The organism is Erythrobacter sanguineus (assembly GCF_900143235.1).
Lineage (GTDB): Bacteria > Pseudomonadota > Alphaproteobacteria > Sphingomonadales > Sphingomonadaceae > Erythrobacter > Erythrobacter sanguineus.
In genome coordinates this window covers 54030-75529 of record NZ_FRDF01000003.1, presented here as the reverse complement: position 1 = coordinate 75529, position 21500 = coordinate 54030, and the positions used below count along the sequence as shown (strand labels likewise).

General features: G+C 64.3%; 20 protein-coding genes. 9 read left to right on the top strand and 11 right to left on the bottom strand.

Annotation, left to right across the window (positions count from 1 at the left end; translation table 11 throughout):
• Positions 1-38: 38 nt before the first annotated feature.
• The 5 genes from tilS to BUA05_RS02810 form a co-directional block, all read right to left on the bottom strand.
• The gene (tilS, locus tag BUA05_RS02830) at positions 39-1031 is read right to left on the bottom strand and encodes a tRNA lysidine(34) synthetase TilS (protein ID WP_072673155.1); all 993 of its coding nucleotides are present in this window, start codon (positions 1029-1031) and stop codon (positions 39-41) included.
• On the bottom strand, positions 1022-1954 hold the full coding sequence (locus BUA05_RS02825; protein ID WP_072673154.1) for a tetratricopeptide repeat protein: 933 nt from the start codon (positions 1952-1954) through the stop codon (positions 1022-1024). The genes tilS and BUA05_RS02825 overlap by 10 nt, the downstream gene beginning before the upstream one ends.
• Before the next feature lie 141 nt (positions 1955-2095).
• On the bottom strand, positions 2096-3202 hold the full coding sequence (locus BUA05_RS02820; RefSeq protein ID WP_072673153.1) for a RodZ domain-containing protein: 1107 nt from the start codon (positions 3200-3202) through the stop codon (positions 2096-2098).
• A 143-nt stretch (positions 3203-3345) separates the two neighbouring features.
• Complete coding sequence (gene ptsP, locus BUA05_RS02815) at positions 3346-5631, bottom strand: phosphoenolpyruvate--protein phosphotransferase (RefSeq protein WP_072673152.1); 2286 nt, start codon at positions 5629-5631, stop codon at positions 3346-3348.
• Positions 5632-5724: 93 nt separating this feature from the next.
• Positions 5725-5892 (bottom strand): YdcH family protein, encoded by a 168-nt coding sequence (locus tag BUA05_RS02810; protein ID WP_072673284.1) that lies wholly within the window; start codon positions 5890-5892, stop codon positions 5725-5727.
• A 285-nt stretch (positions 5893-6177) separates the two neighbouring features.
• Here BUA05_RS02810 and BUA05_RS02805 point away from each other — a divergent pair, with 285 nt between their 5' ends.
• Positions 6178-6387, top strand: a complete 210-nt coding sequence (locus tag BUA05_RS02805) for a DUF465 domain-containing protein (RefSeq protein WP_036798824.1) — start codon at positions 6178-6180, stop codon at positions 6385-6387.
• Between the two features lie 245 nt (positions 6388-6632).
• Positions 6633-7103, top strand: a complete 471-nt coding sequence (locus tag BUA05_RS02800) for a DUF1465 family protein (protein WP_072673151.1) — start codon at positions 6633-6635, stop codon at positions 7101-7103.
• A 6-nt stretch (positions 7104-7109) separates the two neighbouring features.
• Here the strand turns inward: BUA05_RS02800 and glpK are convergent, their stop codons facing one another.
• A complete protein-coding gene (glpK, locus tag BUA05_RS02795; protein WP_072673150.1) occupies positions 7110-8594 on the bottom strand; it encodes a glycerol kinase GlpK in 1485 nt (494 codons plus the stop codon).
• A gap of 54 nt (positions 8595-8648) precedes the next feature.
• Between glpK and BUA05_RS02790 the strand changes: the two genes are divergently transcribed.
• Positions 8649-9533: an MBL fold metallo-hydrolase gene (locus BUA05_RS02790; RefSeq protein WP_072673149.1), complete on the top strand. Its 885-nt coding sequence runs from the start codon at positions 8649-8651 to the stop codon at positions 9531-9533.
• A gap of 58 nt (positions 9534-9591) precedes the next feature.
• Here the strand turns inward: BUA05_RS02790 and BUA05_RS02785 are convergent, their stop codons facing one another.
• Positions 9592-10440, bottom strand: a complete 849-nt coding sequence (locus BUA05_RS02785) for a response regulator transcription factor family protein (protein WP_084662431.1) — start codon at positions 10438-10440, stop codon at positions 9592-9594.
• Between the two features lie 482 nt (positions 10441-10922).
• Between BUA05_RS02785 and nadA the strand changes: the two genes are divergently transcribed.
• Positions 10923-11924, top strand: coding sequence for a quinolinate synthase NadA (gene nadA, locus BUA05_RS02780; protein ID WP_072673147.1), 1002 nt, complete (start codon positions 10923-10925; stop codon positions 11922-11924).
• Between the two features lie 50 nt (positions 11925-11974).
• A complete protein-coding gene (locus BUA05_RS02775; protein WP_072673146.1) occupies positions 11975-13285 on the top strand; it encodes a DUF2254 domain-containing protein in 1311 nt (436 codons plus the stop codon).
• On the opposite strand, the gene BUA05_RS02770 is transcribed toward BUA05_RS02775, so the two are convergent.
• A complete protein-coding gene (locus BUA05_RS02770; RefSeq protein WP_072673145.1) occupies positions 13282-14184 on the bottom strand; it encodes a DMT family transporter in 903 nt (300 codons plus the stop codon). The two genes, BUA05_RS02775 and BUA05_RS02770, sit on opposite strands and share 4 nt — an antisense overlap.
• A gap of 68 nt (positions 14185-14252) precedes the next feature.
• Between BUA05_RS02770 and BUA05_RS02765 the strand changes: the two genes are divergently transcribed.
• On the top strand, positions 14253-15365 hold the full coding sequence (locus BUA05_RS02765) for an alkene reductase (protein ID WP_072673144.1): 1113 nt from the start codon (positions 14253-14255) through the stop codon (positions 15363-15365).
• On the opposite strand, the gene BUA05_RS14670 is transcribed toward BUA05_RS02765, so the two are convergent.
• Positions 15366-15677 carry a hypothetical protein gene (locus tag BUA05_RS14670; protein WP_072673143.1) on the bottom strand — a complete coding sequence of 104 codons (312 nt, stop codon included), beginning with the start codon at positions 15675-15677 and terminating at the stop codon, positions 15366-15368.
• Positions 15674-16363: a lipoyl(octanoyl) transferase LipB gene (gene lipB, locus BUA05_RS02755; RefSeq protein WP_084662430.1), complete on the bottom strand. Its 690-nt coding sequence runs from the start codon at positions 16361-16363 to the stop codon at positions 15674-15676. Before lipB ends, BUA05_RS14670 begins: the two co-directional genes overlap by 4 nt.
• Before the next feature lie 86 nt (positions 16364-16449).
• Here lipB and BUA05_RS02750 point away from each other — a divergent pair, with 86 nt between their 5' ends.
• Together BUA05_RS02750 and BUA05_RS02745 are read left to right on the top strand one after the other, a co-directional pair.
• Positions 16450-17298, top strand: coding sequence for a DUF7847 domain-containing protein (locus BUA05_RS02750; RefSeq protein WP_072673141.1), 849 nt, complete (start codon positions 16450-16452; stop codon positions 17296-17298).
• Positions 17299-17316: 18 nt separating this feature from the next.
• On the top strand, positions 17317-18690 hold the full coding sequence (locus BUA05_RS02745; RefSeq protein WP_072673140.1) for an MFS transporter: 1374 nt from the start codon (positions 17317-17319) through the stop codon (positions 18688-18690).
• A 112-nt stretch (positions 18691-18802) separates the two neighbouring features.
• Here BUA05_RS02745 and BUA05_RS02740 read toward each other — a convergent pair whose 3' ends face one another.
• Entirely contained in the window at positions 18803-19147 is a 345-nt protein-coding gene (locus BUA05_RS02740) for an arsenate reductase family protein (protein ID WP_072673139.1), read from the bottom strand.
• 153 nt (positions 19148-19300) lie between these two features.
• Between BUA05_RS02740 and BUA05_RS02735 the strand changes: the two genes are divergently transcribed.
• Positions 19301-21490, top strand: a complete 2190-nt coding sequence (locus BUA05_RS02735) for a TonB-dependent receptor (RefSeq protein ID WP_072673138.1) — start codon at positions 19301-19303, stop codon at positions 21488-21490.
• Positions 21491-21500: the final 10 nt, after the last annotated feature.

Genomic DNA, 21500 nt, shown 5'->3' with positions numbered 1-21500 from the left:
CGGGCGCCTGCTGCGGCGCAAACCGCCCGGCAGCGCGGTCAGTTCACGGAACGCGGCGGTTCAGGGCGGAAACGCCAGACGCGCATCAGCACGCCGACCTTCTCCACCCGTTCGACCCCCGGCACCGCCAGCACGCCGCCCAAAGAGGCGTTCTCGCCCTGCCATAACCGGTCCCATGCACGCGCAGCCTCCGCGCGGGTGGCATGGCCGCCCAGTTCGGCGATGATGCGCATGATCGTCTCGATCGCAACGACACGCGGCACATTGGCGTGGTAGGCAAAGCCCACGCCCCCCGGCGCGCTATCGTCGCGCACCACCATCTCGTCCCAGTCGCATTCGGCATACCACGCGATCGCCTGCCATCCCTCGGCGACATGCGCCGCGCTGCTGGCAAGCTGCGCCGGATCAAGCCAGTCCGCCGCCGCCGCCAGCCGCGCGCGCATCGCCGCCCGCTCGAAATCGGGGTTGGCATTGGACGGGTCCAGCACCGGGATGATCCCGGCGGCTTCGACCACCGCCTCAAGCTCTGGCTTGCGCCAGCCGAGCAGCGGGCGCAGCAGAACGACCTCGCTGCCTTCGATCACCGAGACCGCGCGCACACCAGCCAGCCCGGCCAGCCCGCTGCCGCGGTTCAGCCGCATCAGCAGGGTCTCGGCCTGATCATCGGCATGGTGCGCGGTGGCGATGGCCCCCAGCCCCGCATCCCGCGCCCACCCGGCCAGCGCCGCATAGCGCCCGGCACGTGCCTGCGCCTGGAGGTTGCCCGGCTGCGGACTAAGGGTGAAGGCGGAGAAGGGGATGGAGCGCTCACCCGCCAGCCGCTCGACCAGCGCGACTTCGCCCGCCGCCTCGGGCCGCAGGCCATGATCGATGCTGGCGACCGCGATCCGGCCCGGCAGTGCGGCATGGGCCAGCAACATCAGCGCAAGGCTATCGGGCCCGCCCGAAACCGCCAGCCCCAGCGGGCCGGAGCGTTCCTCGTCCGGCCACAGCGCCGCGAGATCGGCGGCAAAACGTGCCGCTAGTTGCACGTCACCTTGGCGCGGCTCGTCTGATAGTCGTCGGCCAGCCGTCCGGAGGCGATCAGCGGATAGGTCTCGCCAAATTCGGCCAGCGCGATGCAGGCGCGACGGGTGTCCTTCATCGCGATCATCGACTGGGCAAGATAAAGCAGGCTGTCGGCCGCGCGCGCACCGTTCTTGTCGGTCTGGTAATTGCGCAGGAACCAGCGCGCGGCTTCTTCGGCGAGGTTGTCGTCAAGGAACGCCCGCCCCAGCAGATTGCGGCCGAAGCTGATGCGCGAATGATCGGGATATTGTTCGACGAATTGCGTAAGCTGCTGGCGCGCTTCGGGATAGAAGCCCGCGTTCCACAGGCGGAAGCCGTAGGAATATTCATCATCGCCCGCATCATCGGTCTGCGGCTTGGCAATGGCCTGCACCGCCACCAGCCGCTCGGCGCTCGGCTCGGCAACAGGTGCGGGCGGAGGGGTGGCAGCGGCGGACGCGGCTGCTGTGCCTGCGACTTCCGAACGATCAATCGGCGGCGGACTGACCGGCCCGCCCTCAAGCGCGGTGATCCGGGTCTCCATCTGGGAGAGCATATTGGCCTGTTCTTCGGACCGCGCGGTAAGCGTCTGCAACTGCGTTTCGAGCGTATCGAGCCGCACGAGGATGTCTGTGACCGCAGTGGTCGCCGGCGGGATCACCCCCATCACCTGGCCGCTGTCACGCGCCGCCTGCGCGCCGGGCGTGATCTGCGGTTCGAAAAAGCGCGCATCCCCGCCCGGAAAAACCTTGCGCTGCAAGGCGCGCACTTCGGCCTCGATCTTGCGCAGCCGCGCTTCGTCAGCGCTGTCCTGTGCAAAGGCAGGCACCGGCGCTGCTATCATGACGGCGGCGACCAGTATGACGCGCACCAGACCCGGACGAAGCTTGGACAAGGTGGTTTTCATGTTCGGAAAAAGGCTCCTTTTCGATGGCCGCCCCGCCTTGCAGCGGAGCACATGAACACACCCCCGATCCCTGAAGCCTCGGAGGGAGCAAGTCGAGAGGGTGCAAGCCCCTAATCAACCGGAAAACGCCATGCCTTGCGTTCAACCGGCAGAATTATCCTCACCGCTATCAGCCACGGATGTTTCGGAAGCGCTGGTCGGGATTGCACCGGGCACAGTGACGGGTACAGTGGTGGACGCAGGGGCGGGCACAGGTTCGGCAATAGTCTGCAAGGGTGCCGGGCGGGCTGCGGGCGGGGCCGCATCCTGCTGCGCTGCCGGAGCAGGTGCACGGGCTGCGGTGACGGCGGGCGACGGCGATGATCTGACAGCCGGAGCAGGTGCGCGGACCGATGCCGAGGCCGTGGACGCAGGGGTCGTGAATGCGGGAGTCGGCACTGTAACGGCAGTCGGAGCGGTGCGCGCCAGCAGCGCTGCGGCCGAGACCGACACCCGCGAAACCATCACCGGCATATCGGATAGTGGTGCAACACTTTTGCCGTCCACGGTGATCGCCAGCGCATCGGGGCGCCCGGTATTGATCCGCGGGTCCGTGGCATCAGCCGGCAGGACATAGCGTTCGTCCCTTGCCATCCGTTTTTCGAGCAGCCTTTCGCCGCCCTCTTCGTAGATGCGCACCCAGACCTCGTCATCAAGCGCGGTAAACACCACTTCGCCGCCTGTGGCCGGCGCGAGAGTTGCCGCTTCCGGGCGCGCGGAAACCACGAGCGGGGCGGCGTCTTGCAGCGGGGCGACAAGCGGCGCGGGGCCCGTTCCGGCACCGAAGCGGGAACTGAAAAAGGCAATCAGTCCGACCGCCAGCACCAGCGCCGCAAAGGCACCGAACCACGCCAGCGGGGCGGAAGGCAGCTTGGCCGGATCGCCCGGCTCCATCACTGATCCCGCAGCGAGGCGCTGCATGCCGCCATCGGCGAGCTCCAACCGCACTTCATCGGCGATCGCTGTTTCGTCCAGCCCGACAGCGCGGGCATAAGTGCGCGAAAAACCGATTGCGTAAGTGCGCGAGGGCAATGTGGAAAAGGCGCCGGCTTCGATCGCTTCGAGATGGCGCATGGGGATCCGGGTTTCAGCGGCGATATGCGAAAGTTCGAGTTGCTCCGCCTCGCGCGCTGTACGCAGCCGCACACCGACCCCGGCATAGGCCTCGTCCTGCGGCTCTTCGGCGCTAATATCCTGTTCGCTGTCCATGACCCGGGTCCACGCCTTCTTGTGAGGCCGTTTGTGTTAGTCTGTGTGAATTGCGCTTGAACAGGATTCAGCCTGTCGCAGGCCGCTGTGTCAAGCGGTGTATCGACAAAGCAGCCCGCGCTGGCCACGGCCAATCGCAAGCCTCAGTCAAATTCGATGTCGCGCGCCGCTGCCCAGTCGGATAATTGCCCACGCAGATCGCGCTGCGGCTCGGCCAGCCAGCCGGTCATGGCCGCCGTCAATTCGGCCAGATCGACCTTGCGCACCAGTTCCTTGATCGGGCCGACCGCGGCGGGCGTGATCGACAGGCGGCGGTAGCCGATGCCCATCAATGCCAGCGCCTCCAGCCGCCGCCCTCCCATCTCGCCGCACACGCCGACATCGACGCCGCTGCCCGTGCTTGCCTGCATCACCCGCCGCAGGAAACGCAGGATCGACGGGCTCAGCCAGTCATAGCGTTCGGCCAGCTTGGGATTGGCGCGGTCGGCGGCGAACAGGAACTGCGTAAGATCATTGGTGCCAATCGACAGGAAGCTGAGCCGTGGCAGCAGCACGTCGAGCATCTCGGCCAGGGCCGGCACTTCGAGCATCGCGCCGAAATGGATACATTCGGGCAGCAGCCGTTTCTTGGCCCGGAGGAAGGCGAGCTGTTCGTCGAACACCGCCTTGGCCGCATCGAATTCCCACGGTTCGCTGACCATCGGGAACATGACATAAAGCGAACGCCCCGCCGATGCCTCCAGCAAGGATCGGGCCTGCACCTTCATCAGCCCTTCGCGTTCGAGCGCAAGGCGCAACGCGCGCCAGCCCATCGCCGGGTTTTCATCCTGCGCGGCGATTTCAGAGGCAAGATAGGGCACCGACTTGTCACCGCCGATATCGACCGTGCGGAAGATCACCGGCTTGTCGCCGGCCGCCTCCAGCACATCGCGATAAAGCCGGGTCTGGCGATCACGCTGCGGCAAGGTGGCGGACACGAGGAACTGGAATTCGGTGCGGAACAGCCCGACCCCGTCCGCGCCGGTCATCGCCAGCATGCTCATGTCGTCGCGCAGCCCGGCGTTCATCATCACCTGGATCCGCGTGCCGCAGCGGGTGAAGGGTTCGACATCGCGCAAGCTTGCATAGGCCGCCTGCTTCTCGCGCGACTTGGCAAAGCGTGCGCGAAAGGCTTCGGCGACCTGCGGCAACGGGCGGACAATCGCATTGCCCGCCGTTGCATCAAGCAGGATCTCGTCACCCTCGCGGATGGTGGTGCGAACGCCGCCGCCCTTGCCATTATTGATCCGCCCGATCACCGGCACGTTCATGGCGCGGGCTACGATCACCACATGCGCGGTGAGCGAGCCTTCTTCCAGAATCACGCCCTTCAGCCGCCGCTTGTCATATTCCAGCAGTTCAGCCGGGCCGAGATTGCGAGCGATCAGGATGGTATCGCGGCGCAGCCCCTGCGAGGCGGCGGTGCCGATCTGCCCGGCAACGATCCGGAGCAGGCGGTTGGCCAGATCCTCCAGATCGTGCATCCGGTCAGCCAGCAGCGCATCGTCGATCTCGCGCATCCGCATCCGGGTATGCTGCTGCACGCGCTCGATCGCGGCTTCGGCGGTCAGGCCGGAATCGATTGCCTCGTTGATGCGGCGCGACCAGCCTTCGTCGTAGGCGAACATCTTGTAGGTTTCGAGCACCTCCTCGTGCTCGCCGCCGATGCCGAATTCGGCCTGGCTGGCCAGCGTATCGATCTGCTCGCGCATCCGGTCGAAGGCGCGATAGACCCGCTGGCGTTCGGCTTCGGTATCATCGGCCATGACCTGCGTGATTTCGACCCGCGGCTGGTGATAGACCGCCGTGCCCGCGCCCAGCCCCTTGACCAGGGTCAGGCCGGTAAGGGTCTGCGGCCCGGTCTGATCGGCGGTCAACCCGCGCGCTTCTTCTTCATCGACCAGCTCGGCATTGGCGATCAGTTCGGACAAGACCATCGCGGTGGTCTGCAACGCCTCGATCTCGACATCCTCGTAGCGGCGCGGATCAATGTGCTGAACCGAAAGCACGCCCACCGCACGTTCACGATAGACAATCGGCACCCCGGCAAAGGAGTGGAACTTTTCCTCCCCCGTTTCGGGGCGGTACTGGAAATCGGGATGGGCCTTGGCCTCGGCCAGGTTGAGCGTTTCCACCTTCTGCCCGATCGCGCCGGTAAGCCCTTCGCCAATGGCCATGCGGGTGACGTGGACCGCGCTCTGGTTCAGTCCGCGGGTGGCGAACAGTTCCAGCATGCCCTCGCGCAGGAGATAGATCGAGCAAACCTCGCTCGACAGGCATTCACCGATGATCTCGACCACCTGATCAAGCTTGCCCTGCGCGTGCAGGCGCGAAGCCATGATCTCAGTCAGGCGGGTAAGAATCTGGCGGGCGGAGGCGGCGGCACTCATCACCTTGCAGGCTTATTCATTCCTCGCCGCAAATGCAAAAGCGCAGATCATCCGCGCCGCGCCCCGGCAACCGCGCTGGCCCCGATGTAAAGGTCAGTGACCGGAAATTTCTTCCTTCAATCGCAGCTTCTGCTTCTTGAGAGCCTGAATCGTCGCGGTGTCGGGCACGGGCCTCGTCATCTCCTGATGCAGCCGCTCGTCGAGCTCGGCATGCTTGGCCTGAAGGGCGTGGATGTGGGAAGACACTGCGGTCGATGCCATATAAGTTCTCCTGTCCGCGCGGGGGAACACCCTCGCAAAGGCGACTCGGCAAAGACGCGGCCGAGCCGCAGGCTTCATTGAAACCATAAGCAGCCTAGCTTTGAAAGCCCTACTGCATCGTAAATCGCCATATCCGTGCTCGCCTGAGACGAGCCGTTGAAGGCCTGCCGGGCGAAAGCGGCGAATAATTGCGCAGGCCATCTTATCGAATCGCGCAGGAACGCGTAGCGCGGGCGCGCAACGACACGCCCGGTGCGGGCATATCAAAGGGAAACACAGGCAGGCATGACCGAGCAGGAGCTCCGCAAAAAGCTCGAATTGCTCAGGACCGAGCATCGCGACCTCGATGCCGCGATCGCCGCCCTGACCGAGGCCGCGCGCGGCAGCGCATCGGCCGACCAGCTCCAGATCGCCCGCCTGAAAAAGCGCAAGCTGCGCCTGAAGGACCAGATCGCGATCATCGAGGACACGCTGCTGCCCGATATCATCGCGTAGCGTGCCTTGGATCGCGCTCAGACCTCCCGCCCCGCCTCCCGACCCGGCCACCAATAATACCACGATGTTGTGGTGGCCGGATGGGGAAGCGGAGAGGGCGGTCTGCGCCACCGCAGGTGGCTCGAACCAGAGATGGTTAGCAAAGGCTGAAATCTGTTCCGCAGCGGGACAAAACCAAAAATTACTTGGAAAGTAACCATGTGCGTGTGGCGAGCGCGGCACGTGCGGCCTATCGTTCCGGTCACATGGCCCGCACGACCAATCTTTCCCGCCCGATCATCGAGGCGCTCTACACCGAAGCGCTGGTCCTCGCTGACGAGGTGCGCGCGGTGTTCGCCGCCGGCACGCGCGAGCCGCAGATCGGCGAGGATGCCTCCATGCGCCTCGCGCTTTCGACCGAGGGGCTGAAGACCACCACCCGGATGATGCATGTGCTGGCGTGGCTGCTCAACCAGCGCGCACTATTCTCGGGCGATCTCAGCGAAAATCAGGTGCGTCTCCACGGCGCATTGCCGCCCGATCGCGGGTCGGACGAGGCGCAGCTGGCCCTGCTCGAACCGGAAACCCGCGAACTGATTGCCGAAACCGAACGGCTGCATCAGCGCATCGCCCGGTTGGACGAGGCGTGGCGTCAGCATTTCGACATGGCTTCACCCGCGCGCGCGTTTCAGGAACGCATCGGGCGCGAACTGGGGCGTCTCAGGGATATCGGGTAAATTGACCTAAGCGGCCGTCAGCGCTTTGCTCCAGCGCGCCAGCCGTTCTTCGCGCACCGCCGCATCCATCCCCGGCTCGAACCGCGCCAGCTGCCCGCGCATCGCGCTCGCCGCCTCATCCAGACTGGCGTAAAGCCCCGCCCCGGTTGCCGCCAGCATCGCCGCGCCCAGCGCGGTGGTCTCGACAAAGCCTGGGCGCTCCACCGTAACCCCCAGCACATCGGCCAGATCCTGCGCCATCCAGTCGTTTGCCGCCATGCCGCCATCGATCCGCAGCGTCTTCCACGGCGCTCCGTCGGCGGTGAAGGCAGCGCACAGATCATGCGTCTGGTGCGCCATTGCCTCCAGCGCCGCACGGGCGAGTTCGGCCTTGCCGCTGGCGAAGCTGAGGCCCGCAATCACCCCGCGCGCATCGGCCCGCCAATGTGGTGCGCCAAGGCCGGCCAGCGCAGGCACGATCACCACTCCGCCACTATCGGGAATGGAACGCGCCAGCGCCTCGGTCTCCTCGGCGAGATCGACGATCCCGAGCGAATCCCGCAGCCACTGGACAAGACTGCCCGCCACGAACACCGAGCCTTCGATGGCATAGGTGCGATTGCCGTCGATCTGGGTCAGCACCGTGCCCAGCAGGCGGTTGGACGAACGCGGGATCGCCGTGCCCCGGCAGGTCAGCACGAAAGCGCCCGTGCCATAGGTCGCCTTGGTCTGGCCGGGCGCAAGGCACGCCTGCCCGATGGTTGCCGCCTGCTGATCGCCCGCCATGCCGGTGATCGGGATCGCACAGCCAAACAGCGAAGGATCGGTCATGGCAAGCGGCCCGGCCATGTCGGTCACGCCGGGCAGCGCAGACAAGGGCACGCCGAACAGATCGCACAGGCCTTCATCGAACTGCGCGTCCTCCAGCCCCATCAACAGCGTGCGGCTGGCATTGCTGGCATCGCTGATATGCGCTCCATATCCACTTGATCCGGCGGTAAGCTTGAAGGTGAGCCAGCTTTCGACCGTCCCGAACGCCAGCGTGCCGCGCTCCGCCGCCGCCTTCACCTCGGGCACATTGTCGAGCATCCAGCGCATCTTGGTGCCCGAGAAATAGGGATCAAGCAGCAGGCCGGTGCGCTGCTGCACGCCGTCTTCGTGCCCCGCTTCGCGCATCGCCGCACACAGTGGTTCGGTGCGGCGGTCCTGCCACACGATGGCGCGCGTCAGCGGTTCCCCGGTGGCGCGGTCCCACGCCACCACGGTCTCGCGCTGGTTGGTGATGCCGAGCCCCGCAATCATCGCCGCGCCGCCCGCCTTCGGGATCACCTCCAGCGCGCAGGCCAGCGTCTTGTCCCAGATCTCGCGCGGGTCGTGCTCGACCCACCCTGCCTGCGGGTAATGCTGGGTGAGCGGCGCCTGCGCGCTTGCCACCAGCACCCCGTCGCTGGCGAACAGCATCGCTCGGGTCGATGTGGTGCCTTCATCGAGCACCAGAAGATAGTCTGACATGCCTTACCTCTCTCTTGCGTGACTTCTGCCACGCGAGACTCCATATGCAAGCCCATGGTCACGATCCCTCCGCAACCCTGGCCCACGGGCCTTGCCGAAGAAGTCGAGCCGCTGGTCCACCGCGTGCTCGCTCCCAATCCTTCACCCTACACCTTCACCGGTACCCAGACCTATGTGGTCGGCACAGCCGATGGACCTGACTGCGCGGTGATCGATCCCGGCCCGAACGAGCCTGACCATATCGAAGCGATCATTGCGGCCATCGCCGGGCGCAAACTCGTCGCGATCATGTGCACCCACACCCACCGCGACCATTCCCCCGCCGCCGCGCCGCTGGCCGCTGCAACCGGCGCACCGATTATCGGCTGCGCGCCGCTGGTGCTGGCAACCGACCTGCCGCGTTCGGACGAAAGTTTCGACACCACCTATGCACCCGACCGCGTGCTGGAGGATGGTGAAGCGGTACGCGGCACCGCCTGGACGCTGACCGCGGTGGCGACACCCGGCCACACATCGAACCATCTGTGCTTTGCGCTGGAGGAGAGTGGCGCGCTGTTCACCGGCGATCACGTGATGGGCTGGTCGACCAGCGTGGTCGTGCCGCCCGATGGCGACATGGGCGATTACATGGCGAGCCTCGAAAAGCTGATGGCACGCGATGACGTGCGCTATCATGCCGCCCACGGCGCCGCGATCGAGAAACCGCGCCAACTGGTGCGCGGGATGATCGGCCACCGCCGTCAGCGCGAGGCGCAGATTCTGCGCCTGCTGGGCGAACGTGCCCGGCCCGTCAGCGGCTTCATCCCGGATATGTACAAGGGGCTGGACCCGCGCCTGATCGGGGCTGCGGAAATGAGCGTCACCGCCCATCTGATCGATCTGCAACGCAGGGGGCTGGCCACCTGTGACGCGCAAGAATGGCGGCTCGTCAGCGGTTAACCGGTTCCGCCCGCCCGATTTCCCTGAGCGGAGCCGCGCCCGTCGGCACCGCCCAATCTCAGTTTCCGCCCCTTACCAGGGCGTATCCGGCTCCCCGTTCACAGCGTATTTGATAGTTTTTCAGTCTCTTGCGCAGATTGTGAATCCTTACGCTCAGCGATTTGTACCGGAAGTCGCCGGAATGATAATCGTAAGATGCCAGCTCGCGATACCGGACCACCTTGCCCAGATTGTCGTAAAGCTGCCGGAGGATTTCCATCTGCGTGGTGTAGACCCGGCCTTCGATGTTCTCATCACAGAAGATCTGAAAATGCTCATCCTCTTTGATGGCGCGATTATAATGACCCTGGCGGTTCAGATGCGCCTGCATCCGGACAATTATTTCCGCCGGCTTCATCCGCGTGTCAAAGACATCGTCGAACGCGAACCGCAGCAGACTGGCCCTTGCCTTGGGATTGGATTCGGTCATGATCGCGTAGCACAGCTTGTTGTCCATGAACGATTTGTGCTCCCGAAACAGCCGCTTGGCTCTCGTGACATCGTCCAGCAGGGCCACAATGATCGAAAATGAAGCTGGCTGGCTGGAAAAACCGCGGATGTTGTCTTTCTCGACGGAATAGATCGTCACCGGCCCGAAAGTCGCCTCGACGAATTCCATCAACGCCGGCCTGTGCCCGGTCCCTATCGTCACAAACCGAATATTGGCCACCAGCTCGCGCAGCGAACCGTTGGGGCCGGCAGATCGCTCCCTGATGAGATATTCAAATTGCTGTTCGGCCGGTTCAGTAGAAAATTCAAACAGGGACACGTCAGGCCGGTCCACATCGACATCATTATCGACATCATTCGCGGCATGCCTCGCCCTAGGGGGCGAGAAGAAATCTTCAGATTTTACAGACTTTGCCATGATCCCTCGGAAGCTTGTATTTAATTCAAACTCCGACCCAAAGTCATATTACATTAAAAATTTTTCAAGTTTGGTTAAAGGGCGGTTAATACGAATAAGTATTATCGCGTAACGTTTGTTAGTTTTATATAAACAACGTGCATGTTAAGCGCCGTACTTCACTTGGTGAATTACCCATGTTTTTCAGATTTATCTGCGGTGCGCCCTGCCGGTAATTTGGAATTTGGGAACCGGGCTTCGCATGTTGTTAGTTAAATGTATTTAACAACGCGGCGCATCCGCTGTCTTTTTCTAATGTTTCTAAGGCAACATAATCAGCTCAAATCCGGGGCCAGCCTTACGCTGGCTCGAACGCGGATCATGATGCAGGGCGCTCAATAGGGCAGGCCAGCGGGCGCAGCGGCTTCGCGCAAAGGGCGGGTGGCGTAACGGCTCCCCTGCCCCTATATCGCCCTCACCATCATTCTACCGGGATCAAACCCATGAGCTATGTCACCAAAGTCCCCACCGGCTCCGATCTGCTGGCCGAGATCGACCGTCTGCGCAAAGAGCGCAACGCGGTGATCCTCGCGCATTATTACCAGACGCCCGATATTCAGGACATTGCCGACTTCGTGGGCGACAGCCTCGAATTGTCGCGCAAGGCGGCGGCGACCGATGCGGACGTTATCGCCTTCTGCGGGGTCAAGTTCATGGCCGATACCGCCAAGATCCTCAGCCCCCGGAAAACCGTGATCCTGCCCGACATGGACGCCGGGTGCTCCTTGGAGGATTCCTGCCCACCGGAGAAATTCCGCGCCTTTCGCGAAGCCCACCCCGATCACATCGCGCTGACCTACATCAACTGCTCGACCGAGGTAAAAGCCCTGTCGGACGTGATCGTGACCAGTTCCAGCGCCGAGACGATCCTGGCCCAGATCCCGCCCGAACAGAAGATCATCTTCGGCCCGGACCGGCATCTGGGCGGTTACCTGTCGCGCAAGTTCAACCGCGAAATGCTGCTGTGGCCGGGCGTGTGCATCGTCCACGAGGCTTTCAGCGAGACCGAACTCCTGAAGCTCAAGGAAAAGCACCCCGGCGCGCCGGTTGCCGCGCACCCGGAATGCCCGCCAACCATCATCGACCACGCGGACTATGTCGGTTCGACCAGCGGCATCCTGCAATATGCGCAGGAGTTTGAAGGCGATACCCTGATCGTCGCGACCGAACCGCACATCATCCACCAGATGGAAAAGGCGCTGCCGAACAAGAATTTCATCGGCGCGCCCGGCGCCGACGGCAATTGTTCATGCAACATCTGCCCCTACATGGCATTGAACACGATGGAGAAACTCTACGTCGCCTTGCGCGATCTGGAACCGCGCATCGAGATCGAGGAAGGCCTGCGCCTGCGCGCCAAGCGCAGCCTCGACCGGATGCTCGACATGGCGAGCGGCACGGTGGGCATGGGCGATCTGGGTAAGGTGCATTTCAGCGGGGATTGAGGCTTGCTCCATCCCCGAACCCCTTCCCCGGTTTCGCGCGTTGTTTCACCATGACCGCTGAACTCCGCTTCCTCTGGGCGCGCATCAACGCCAATTACTGGTTCTATCCGGCGCTGTTCGCGATCATCGGGATGCTGCTGGCGATCACGATGATCTGGATCGACGTGCGCGGCTTTGCGCAGCCTCTGGTCGAGGCGGATTGGTTCGTCGCGGCACGCCCGGAAGGCTCGCTCACCATCCTTTCGGTGATGGCCGGCAGCATGATCGGGGTCGCGGCCACGGTGTTTTCGATCACCATCGCCGCGGTCGCCTATGCCAGCGGCAATTACGGCCCGCGCCTGCTCACCAATTTCATGGAAGATCGCGGCAACCAGTTCAGCCTCGCCACGCTGATCGGCACCTTTGTCTATGCGCTGATGGTGATGCGCGCCGTGCGGGTGGCGGAAGAAACCGCCGGGCCTGCGGGCGCGGGCTTCGTGCCGCAGGCCTCGCTGGTGGTGGCCTATCTGCTGATGGCGCTGTGCGTGGCGGTGCTGGTCTATTTCCTTCACCACATCCCCTCATCTATCCGCATCAATATCGTGCTGGAGGGGATCGGCCATCGGTTGCTGCGCACGATCCGCGACATCTATCCCGAAGAAGACAGCTATTGCGAGCCCGAACCTTCGCGCGGCGGGGAACCGCTCCACGCCTGGACGGAAGGTTACGTGCAGCTGATCGACTTTGCCGAGCTTGAAAGCACCGCGCGCGAACAGGATTGCGTCCTGTCGCTGCGGGTGCGGACCGGCGATTTCGTCCATCGCGGGCTGGCACTGGTCGATGTCGAGGGTGTTCCGCCCGAAGCGATCGAAAGCCAGATCCGCAAATCCTTCACCTTCGGCCCCGTCCGCACGCCTGAACAGGATCCGCAATTCCTGATCGATGAACTGACGGAGATCGCCTTGAGGGCCCTGTCGCCGGGCATCAATGATCCCTTCACCGCGATCAATGCGCTGCACTGGCTGGGCGCGGCGACGTCGGAAATCGCGCGGCGCGATCTCAGGCGCAATGTCTGCAAGGACAAGACGAAAGATTGCCCGGTTCTGCCCTGCGCCGACAATTTCGAACATTTCGCGCGCCGCGGCTTTGGCGGGATCCGCAGCGCTGCGGCCACCAGCCCGATCGCGGCGCAGGTGATGCTCGACGTGCTGGAAAATGCCGCCACGCCGATCAATGACCGGGGGCGGCGATGGACCTTGCGCGAACAGGGCCGCCTGCTCGGCGATCAGGCGCGGCTGGTGCTGGACGGGCCGGATCTTGCACTGGTCGAAGAACGGCTCTCCGCGTTCGAGCGGTTCTTTGCGCCCCTGAGCGAGCCCTAGCTGCTGCGCCCGCGCGCCACGGCCAGCGCCGTGCCGACCAGCGCCATGCCGATAATGTCGAGCGCGCTCAAAACCTCGCCGAACGCCAGCCAGCCATAAAGCGAGGCGACCGCGGGCTGGGTCAGCAGCGCAAGGCCGATCACCAGCGGCGGAAAATGGCCAAGCGCATAGACCAGCAGTCCCTGCCCCAGCAATTGGCTGACGATGAACAGGCCGATCAGCGGCGTCCAGTCGGTCGGCCACACCGGCTCGCCCAGCGCCAGCGCGATTGCGAGCAGCACCGGGCAGCCGAACAGGCACACCCAGACCAGCAGACTCCACGATCCGAACTGCCCGCGCGCGCGCTGCAACGTCAGCAGATAGACCGCGTAGAGCAGCCCGGCGGCAAGGCAGAACAGATCGCCCACCAGCGTCGCCGTCGAAATTTCGAGGCTGCGTCCCATCAGGATCGCCGCCCCTGCCAGCGCAAAGATGATCGCCAGCCATTCCAGCCGCCTGGGCAGCATCCGGTGGGCGATGAACATCCAGAACAGCAGCACAATCGACCCGGCATTGCCGAACAAGGTCGCATTGCCCAGCCGGGTCATGCCGATACCGATATGCCAGCTGGCCAGATCAAGCGCGAAGGTCACCGCGCCCAGCGCCACCAGCGCCAGCGTCTTCGGCCCCATCCCCGTCAGCCGCTGGCCGCGCGCGCGGGCGAACAGCATCAGAAACGGCAGCGCCAGAAACAGCCGCCAGAACCCGGCGGAGACTGGCCCGGTATCGGCCATGCGCACAAACCACGGTCCCAGCGCCAGCGCCACATTGCCGCCCAGCAGCGCCGCCAGCAGCAAAATGCTGCGGGGGCGCGCCGGCGTGGCGGCAAGGTTTGCTTGGGACGCCCCCTCATTTTCCATGCTTGCGCCCTAGCTTCGCACGCCCCAAGTGCCTAACCCAAAGATATCGAGACAGGAGAATTTCCCACATGCATGACGCTCTGTTCCAACCGCTCACGATGGGCGCCCTTGAAGCGAAGAACCGCATCTTCATGGCCCCGCTGACCCGCGGCCGCGCGGCCGAGCCGATGTTCGTGCCCAATGAATTGATGGCGACCTATTACCGCCAGCGCGCCGGGGCCGGCATGATCCTGACCGAGGCGACCGGCATCAGCCGCGAAGGGCTCGGCTGGCCATCGGCGCCCGGCATCTGGAGCGATGAACAGACCGAAGCGTGGAAGGCCTCCACCAAGGCCGTGCACGCAGAAGGCGGGCTGATCGTCATGCAGCTGTGGCACATGGGCCGGATCGTGCATCCCTATTTCCTCGATGGCGAGCCGCCCTTTTCCGCCAGCGCAACCACCGCGCCCGGTGATGCCCACACCCCGGTCGGCAAGCAGCCCTATGCGCAGGCCCGCGCCATGACGCACGAGGATATCCAGCGCACCATCGGCGATTACCGCCGCGCTGCCGAAAACGCCAAGGCAGCCGGCTTTGACGGGGTGCAGCTGCACAGCGCGAATGGCTATCTGGTCGACCAGTTCCTGCGCGATAACAGCAACCTCAGAACCGACGAATATGGCGGCACCCCCGAAAAACGCACCCGCTTCATGCGCGAAGTACTGGAAGCGCTGATCGATGTCTGGGGCGCGGATCGCGTCGGCATCCGCCTGTCGCCCAACGGCGATTCGCAAGGCGCCGATGACAGCAACCCGCCCGCAACCTTCGGCGCGGCCGCCAAGGTGTGCGAGGAACTGGGCCTTGCCTTTGTCGAACTGCGCGAACCGGGGCCAGAGGGCACCTTCGGCCAGACCGACGTGCCCAAGCAAAGCCCGCTGATCCGGGAAATCTACACCGGCGCGCTGATCCTCAATTCCGATTACACCGCCGCAGAAGCCGAAGCCGATGTGACAAGCGGAAAGTGCGACGCGGTGAGCTTTGGCCGGCCCTATATCTCCAACCCGGATCTGGAAAAGCGGATCGCGGCCGGCGCGCACTGGAACCCCAACAAGGACGTGCCCAAGAGCTGGTACTTCCCGATTCCCGAAGGCTATGTCGATTATCCGACGCTGGCCGAAGAACAGGCCGAAGCCGCCGAATAATTACTCGCCAGCCTGAGGCGGTTCGGGGGTCGGGGCAGCGGGCGCTGCTTCGGCCCCTTCGCTTTGCGGCTCGCCTTCGCCCGTTTCTGTCTGCGCTTCGCCCGCTTGTGCCTCTGCAGGCGATGCGGCGCTCCGGCGCGGCATCAGCGGGGCTTCCGAACGCAATTGTTCAAGCGGGATCATGGCATCGCTGATTGATCCGCCCAGCACTTCGCCCGCCGCCTCGCCGCCCTGCTGCTGCGGGGGCGGCGGGGCCTCCTCGGCGCAACCGGCGGCAAGCAGGGCGAGGGCAAGGATGGCGGCACGTTTCATCCGCACGCCTTTCGCGCAGGGCCGCCAAGCGCGTCAAGAAAATCCTCAGCCGTGGCGGCAAGCGCCGCGTCCCACACCTCGGGCGAAACCTTCAACCCCAGCCGCGCCATGCTGGTGACGCCATATTCGGCAATGCCGCAGGGCACGATCCCGCTGAAATGGGCAAGATCAGGGTCAAGGTTCACCGAGAAACCATGCATCGTCACCCAACGCCGCACCCGCACGCCGATTGCGCCGATTTTCGCTTCGGCCCCGTCAATATCACGGGTCCAGATGCCCACCCGGCCCTCGGCCCGCCAGCTTTCGACGCCAAATTGCGCCAGCGTGGCGATCACCCAGCCCTCGATCGCATGGACGAAGCAGCGCACGTCCTTGCCGCGCCGGCTGAGATCGAGCACCAGATAGCCGACCCGCTGGCCCGGGCCGTGATAGGTATAGCGCCCGCCGCGCCCGGCCGCGACCACATCGAAACGCGGATCGACCAGTTCGGCCGGATCGGCGCTGGTTCCGGCGGTATAGACCGGCGGGTGTTCGAGCAGCCAGATCAGCTCTTGCACATCCCCCGCCGCTACCGCCTGATTGCGCGCCTCCATCGCCTCCATCGCCTCCACGTAAGGCACCGGCGCGCTATCGCAGCGCCATTCCACGCTTGCGAGAGTTCCAACCGGGGGAGCAGTGCTTGCCATGCCGCTTCGGTGGGGGCATTGAGCGCGCTTATCAAGAGGCGATTGAATTCCATCGCCCTTGCAGGTTCAGGATCGGATAGGGGCATATGGCAAACCGCAAGCTGGATATGGGCAGAGCCTGGACAGAGGCGACCGGCCTGATCGGCAGCAACCGCGATACGATCGGTGCGCTGGCCGGGCTGTTCTTTTTCCTGCCCTCCTTTGCGGCTGCATTATTTGCGCCCGAGATGATCAATCCGCCGGAGCCCGCCCCGGTGAACGCTGATCCGCAGGTGGCGATGCAGGCGATGATCGACCAGATGGGCGCGTTTTATGCCGATAACTGGCTTTTGTTCCTGGGCGTCACCATTGCCGGGTTCGTGGGTTCGATGAGCATGCTTGCCCTGCTCAGCGACCGCGGCAATCCGACCGTGGGCGAGGCGCTGGGCAAGGGGTTGAAAAGCATCCCGTCCTATATCGCCGCCCAGTTGCTGAGCGCGATGGCTGCGGGCCTTGTGATCGGCCTGCCGCTGGGCCTGATCGCCGCTTTTGCGCCGCCGGCGCTCACACTGGTCGCCGGCCTCGTGCTGGTGGTTCTGGCGGTTTACGTGTTCGTGAAGTTTGCCTTGATCGCGCCGGTCATCGCGATTGACGAGGAACGCAATCCGATTGCCGCGATCGCCCGTTCATGGCGGCTGACCAAGGGCAACAGCCTGCGCATTCTCGCCTTCTTCGCGCTGCTGTTTGTTACCATCGTGATTATCGGCGCGCTGGTGCAGGGTATCCTCGTGCTGATCCTGTCGGCCTTTGGCGGCGCAGTGGCGAGCATCGGCACCGGGCTGGTGAGCGCCCTGATCAACACGGTCATCACGGTCATCTTCCTGGTCGTGCTGGCCGCGATCCATCGTCAGCTGGCCGGGGCATCGCCGGAACGGCTCGCCGAAACCTTCGAATAGCGCGCAGAACGGGCTGGCATGGCCGATTCCGATTCCGACCTGACCCGCGCTACTGCAACTGCCGGTTCGCGCGGTGCGATCCCGCCATCGCGCATGGCATTGCTGTTTACCGTGATGCTGGTGACCGCGGCGGGCAACACCGCGATGCAATCGGTGATGCCTTCGATCGGCACGGCGCTGGGCGTGGCGGACGTGTGGATCAGCCTGGCCTATAGCTGGTCGGCGCTGCTGTGGGTGGTGTGCGCGCCGTTCTGGGCGCGGCGGTCGGATCAGCGCGGGCGCAAGGCGATGATGGCGCTCGGACTGGTGGGTTTCATCATCTCGATGCTGCTATGCGGGCTGGCGCTTTATGCCGGGCTGTCGGGCTGGCTTTCGGCCGTTTGGGCGCTGATCGCCTTTGCTGCTGCGCGCAGCCTCTATGGCGGGTTCGGCAGTGCCGCACCGCCGGCGGTGCAGGCCTATGTGGCGTCGCGCACACCGCGTGCGGAGCGCACACAGGCGCTGTCGCTGATCGCGTCCAGCTTTGGCCTTGGCACGGTGATTGGCCCGGCGCTTGCGCCGCTGATGGTGTTGCCGCTGCTCGGCTTGACCGGCCCGTTCATCTGCTTTGCGCTGATCGGGGTGGTGGCGCTGGTGCTGCTGCGCTGGCGGCTGCCCAATGACGAGCCGCAATTCGCTGCACGCGGGCAGGCGGCCCCCTATTCGAGCGGTTCGGGCGCGCCAAGCGATCCGCAAGCCGCGCTCGATCCGGACGATGATGGCGAGACCGGCGGCGAGGCGGGGGGCGAATCGCCCCGCCTCGGCTGGCTCGATCCGCGCCTGCGCCCATGGGTTTTCGCGGGCTTTTTTGGCGGCCATGCGCAAGCGATGGTGCTGGGGATTTCGGGCTTTCTGGTGCTGGATCGGCTGGGCCTGCGCGACACGCCGGCAGAGGGCGCGGGGCCGGTGGGGCTGGTGCTGATGAGCGGGGCGATTGCCACCCTTCTGGCGCAGTGGGGGCTGATCCCGCGCTTCGATCTCGGCCCGCGCGCGGCGACCTTGTGGGGGATCACCACCGCCGCTTTCGGCACGATCGTGCTGGGGATCGCGGACGATCTGCACCTGATCGCGCTGGGCTATGCCATCGCATCGCTGGGCTTTGGCCTGTTCCGGCCCGGCACCACCGCAGGCACCTCGCTCGCGGTGACCCGCGCCGAACAGGGACAGGCATCGGGCATTGTCGCATCGCTGGCAGGGGCGAGTTATATCTATGCCCCTGCACTGGGGGTGTGGCTTTATGGCCATTCGGATTGGCTGGGGTTTGGCCTGATCGTGGCGCTGTGCGCTGCGGTGCTGGTGCATGGCTGGTTCGCCTTGCAGGCCGATGGGGATTTGACCCGCGAACGCAGTTAAGGCCCGAGCTTGGCACCAGACGGCGGCGCAGCCGCCGCAAGCCCGACTGGGCGACCGTGGCGCAGCGAAGGAACAGCGCAGCGGACGCACCTGCGGAAGGCGGGTGCCCCAATCACAAAATCTCCAGCACCACGTCCTGCGGGCGGCACAGGCGCACACCCTTTTCGGTTTCGACCAGCGGGCGCTCGATCAGGATCGGATCGACTGCCATCGCCGCCAGCACGGCCGAATCGTCGGCATCAGGCAGCCCCCGTTCCGCCGCATCGGTGCCGCGCAGGCGCAGGCCGGCTTGCGGGGTGATCCCGGCAGCGCGATAAAGCCGGGCGAGCGTTTCGGCGCTTGGCGGGTCTTTCAGATATTCCACCACGGTCAGATCGATATCGCTAAGGTTTTCCAATATCGCCAGCGTCTTGCGTGACGTGCCGCATTTGGGATTGTGCCAGATGGTCGCCTTCATCGCCGCTCTCCTGCTGTGGCCGGGCCGCAACGCGGATAGGCCACACGCGACCCAAAAGCCACAGTTTGATGATTATCAATTGCCTCATCTCGAAAGACTTGCAGATGCGAGTAAGTTGCAATAGCTCGCCCGCATATCCGAGAAAGGCCCTTCATGATTCACGTTTTCGCGCGCACCGCCCTGCTGCTGGGCTGCGCCACCATCGCTTTCCCCGCACTTGCCGAAAATGCTTCCGCTGAAACCGCCCTTGGCTCCGCCGCTGAAGCTGGCGCGACCGCTGAAAATGCAGGTTCGGACGACACGGGGGACCGCGGATCGAATATCGTCGTCACGGGCGACGTGCTCTATTCGAACCAGTTGAACGCGCTGAAATCCCCCACCCCGATCATCGACGTGCCGCAATCGCTTTCGATCACCACCGCCGACCAGATCATCCAGCAGGGCTTTGATTCGATCGGCGACATCGTGCTTTACACGCCCGGCGTCACCAATTCGCAGGGCGAAGGCCACCGCGATGCCGTGGTGTTTCGCGGCGTGCGCTCAACCGCCGATTTCTTCGTCGACGGTGCCCGCGACGACGTGGAATACTACCGCGGGCTCTACAATCTCGAACAGGTCGAAATCCTGCGCGGCCCCAATGCGCTGCTGTTCGGGCGCGGCGGCACCGGCGGCATCCTCAACCGTGTGACCAAGAAAGGCGTGGTGGGAGAAAACTTCACCGGGTATCGCGCCTCGGTCGACACCTTCGGCGCGTTCGACATCTGGGCCGATCTCAATATCGCCACCGGCGAGAATTCGGCGCTGCGGATCAACGCGGCCTATGAAAGCCTGAACAATCACCGCGATCTGTTCGATGGCGAACAGATCGGCTTCAACCCGACCTTCCGCGCCGAAATCGGCGGCAAGACCACCATCGACCTGTCCTACGAATATGTCGATCACGAACGCTTCATCGATCGCGGCATCCCGACCGATGCCAATGGCGATCCGGTGCGCGGCCTGCGGCGTGTCACCTTCGGCGATGCGGAGGAAAACTTCACCACCTTCACCGCGCATGTGCTGCGCGGCACGGTGCAGCACTCTTTCTCCGACAGCCTCAAGGGCAATGTCACCGCTCTGTGGGGCGATTACGACAAGGTCTATTCGAACTACTTCCCGGCGGGCTACGATGCAGCGACCAATATTATCGCAATGGATGGCTATATCGACACCACCCAGCGCCAGAACCTCGTGTTGTCAGGCAATCTGATCGGCGAATTCGCCACGGGAAGCATCGGCCACACGCTGATCGTCGGCGGGGAATTCATTGATACCAGCAACAATAATGACCGCTTCAATCCGGTGTTCGATACCGCAGTGGCCGATGGCCGCCGCCCGGATATCGAGTTCTTCCCGGCGGTGCGCCCCTTCCCCTTGCGCGGCGGGGTCGGCACGCTGGCCGACGGGCGCACCACGCGCGGGCCGTTCACCGCAGTCAACGACGATACCGAGGCCGATCTCACCGTGTTCTCGGCCTATATCCAGGACGAGGTGAAAATCGCCGACTGGCTGCGCGTGGTGATCGGCGCGCGGTTCGATTCGTTTGAAATCACCGTGCTCGACAACCGCAACGGCGCGGTGCGCACCCGCAAGGACGAGGAGATTACCCCGCGCCTTGGCCTGATCGTCAAGCCGCAGGAAAACCTGTCGCTCTACACCAGCTATTCGGAAACCTTCCTGCCGCGTTCGGGCGACCAGTTCGCCGATATCAACCCGCCTGCCGATGCGCTTGATCCGGATACCTTCTCGAACCTCGAAGCCGGTATCAAGTGGGACATTTTCCCTGGCCTCGCGCTGACCGGGGCGGTGTTCCAGATCGAACAGTCCTCGCCGCAGGTCTCGGATGCAAACCCCGACACGCTCGACGTGATCGACAGCAAGATCCGCGGCTTCGAGGCGCAATTGCAAGGGCAGGTGACCGATTGGTGGTTCCTGTCGGCGGGCTATTCCTATCTCGATGGCGAACAGGTGGGCCGCACTGGGCCGACCGGACGGCGCTTGCGCGAATTGCCGGAAAACATGTTCTCGATCTGGAACAATTTCCGCGCCACCGAACGATTGGGCTTCGGCCTCGGCCTGACCGCGCAGGATGAAAGCTTTGCCGACAATGCCAACACCGCGACCCTGCCGGCCTTTGCACGGGTCGATGTCGCGGCGTTTTACGACGTTTCGGAAAACCTGCGGGTTCAGGTCAATGTCGAGAACCTGTTCGACGAGTTGTATTTCCCCAATGCCCATTCGCCCGCCGAACTGACCGTGGCCCCGCCGCTCCATGCGCGGTTCACGATCACGGGGAGGTTTTGAGGGGGCGTTT

Coding starts and splice junctions, on each gene's coding strand:
- BUA05_RS02825 (WP_072673154.1), bottom strand. CDS start 1,954: ATGAAAACCACCTTGTCCAAGCTTCGTCCGGGTCTGGTGCGCGTCATA.
- BUA05_RS02820 (WP_072673153.1), bottom strand. CDS start 3,202: ATGGACAGCGAACAGGATATTAGCGCCGAAGAGCCGCAGGACGAGGCC.
- ptsP (WP_072673152.1), bottom strand. CDS start 5,631: ATGAGTGCCGCCGCCTCCGCCCGCCAGATTCTTACCCGCCTGACTGAG.
- BUA05_RS02810 (WP_072673284.1), bottom strand. CDS start 5,892: ATGGCATCGACCGCAGTGTCTTCCCACATCCACGCCCTTCAGGCCAAG.
- BUA05_RS02805 (WP_036798824.1), top strand. CDS start 6,178: ATGACCGAGCAGGAGCTCCGCAAAAAGCTCGAATTGCTCAGGACCGAG.
- BUA05_RS02800 (WP_072673151.1), top strand. CDS start 6,633: ATGGCCCGCACGACCAATCTTTCCCGCCCGATCATCGAGGCGCTCTAC.
- glpK (WP_072673150.1), bottom strand. CDS start 8,594: ATGTCAGACTATCTTCTGGTGCTCGATGAAGGCACCACATCGACCCGA.
- BUA05_RS02790 (WP_072673149.1), top strand. CDS start 8,649: ATGGTCACGATCCCTCCGCAACCCTGGCCCACGGGCCTTGCCGAAGAA.
- BUA05_RS02785 (WP_084662431.1), bottom strand. CDS start 10,440: ATGGCAAAGTCTGTAAAATCTGAAGATTTCTTCTCGCCCCCTAGGGCG.
- nadA (WP_072673147.1), top strand. CDS start 10,923: ATGAGCTATGTCACCAAAGTCCCCACCGGCTCCGATCTGCTGGCCGAG.
- BUA05_RS02775 (WP_072673146.1), top strand. CDS start 11,975: ATGACCGCTGAACTCCGCTTCCTCTGGGCGCGCATCAACGCCAATTAC.
- BUA05_RS02770 (WP_072673145.1), bottom strand. CDS start 14,184: ATGGAAAATGAGGGGGCGTCCCAAGCAAACCTTGCCGCCACGCCGGCG.
- BUA05_RS02765 (WP_072673144.1), top strand. CDS start 14,253: ATGCATGACGCTCTGTTCCAACCGCTCACGATGGGCGCCCTTGAAGCG.
- BUA05_RS14670 (WP_072673143.1), bottom strand. CDS start 15,677: ATGAAACGTGCCGCCATCCTTGCCCTCGCCCTGCTTGCCGCCGGTTGC.
- lipB (WP_084662430.1), bottom strand. CDS start 16,363: ATGGCAAGCACTGCTCCCCCGGTTGGAACTCTCGCAAGCGTGGAATGG.
- BUA05_RS02750 (WP_072673141.1), top strand. CDS start 16,450: ATGGCAAACCGCAAGCTGGATATGGGCAGAGCCTGGACAGAGGCGACC.
- BUA05_RS02745 (WP_072673140.1), top strand. CDS start 17,317: ATGGCCGATTCCGATTCCGACCTGACCCGCGCTACTGCAACTGCCGGT.
- BUA05_RS02740 (WP_072673139.1), bottom strand. CDS start 19,147: ATGAAGGCGACCATCTGGCACAATCCCAAATGCGGCACGTCACGCAAG.
- BUA05_RS02735 (WP_072673138.1), top strand. CDS start 19,301: ATGATTCACGTTTTCGCGCGCACCGCCCTGCTGCTGGGCTGCGCCACC.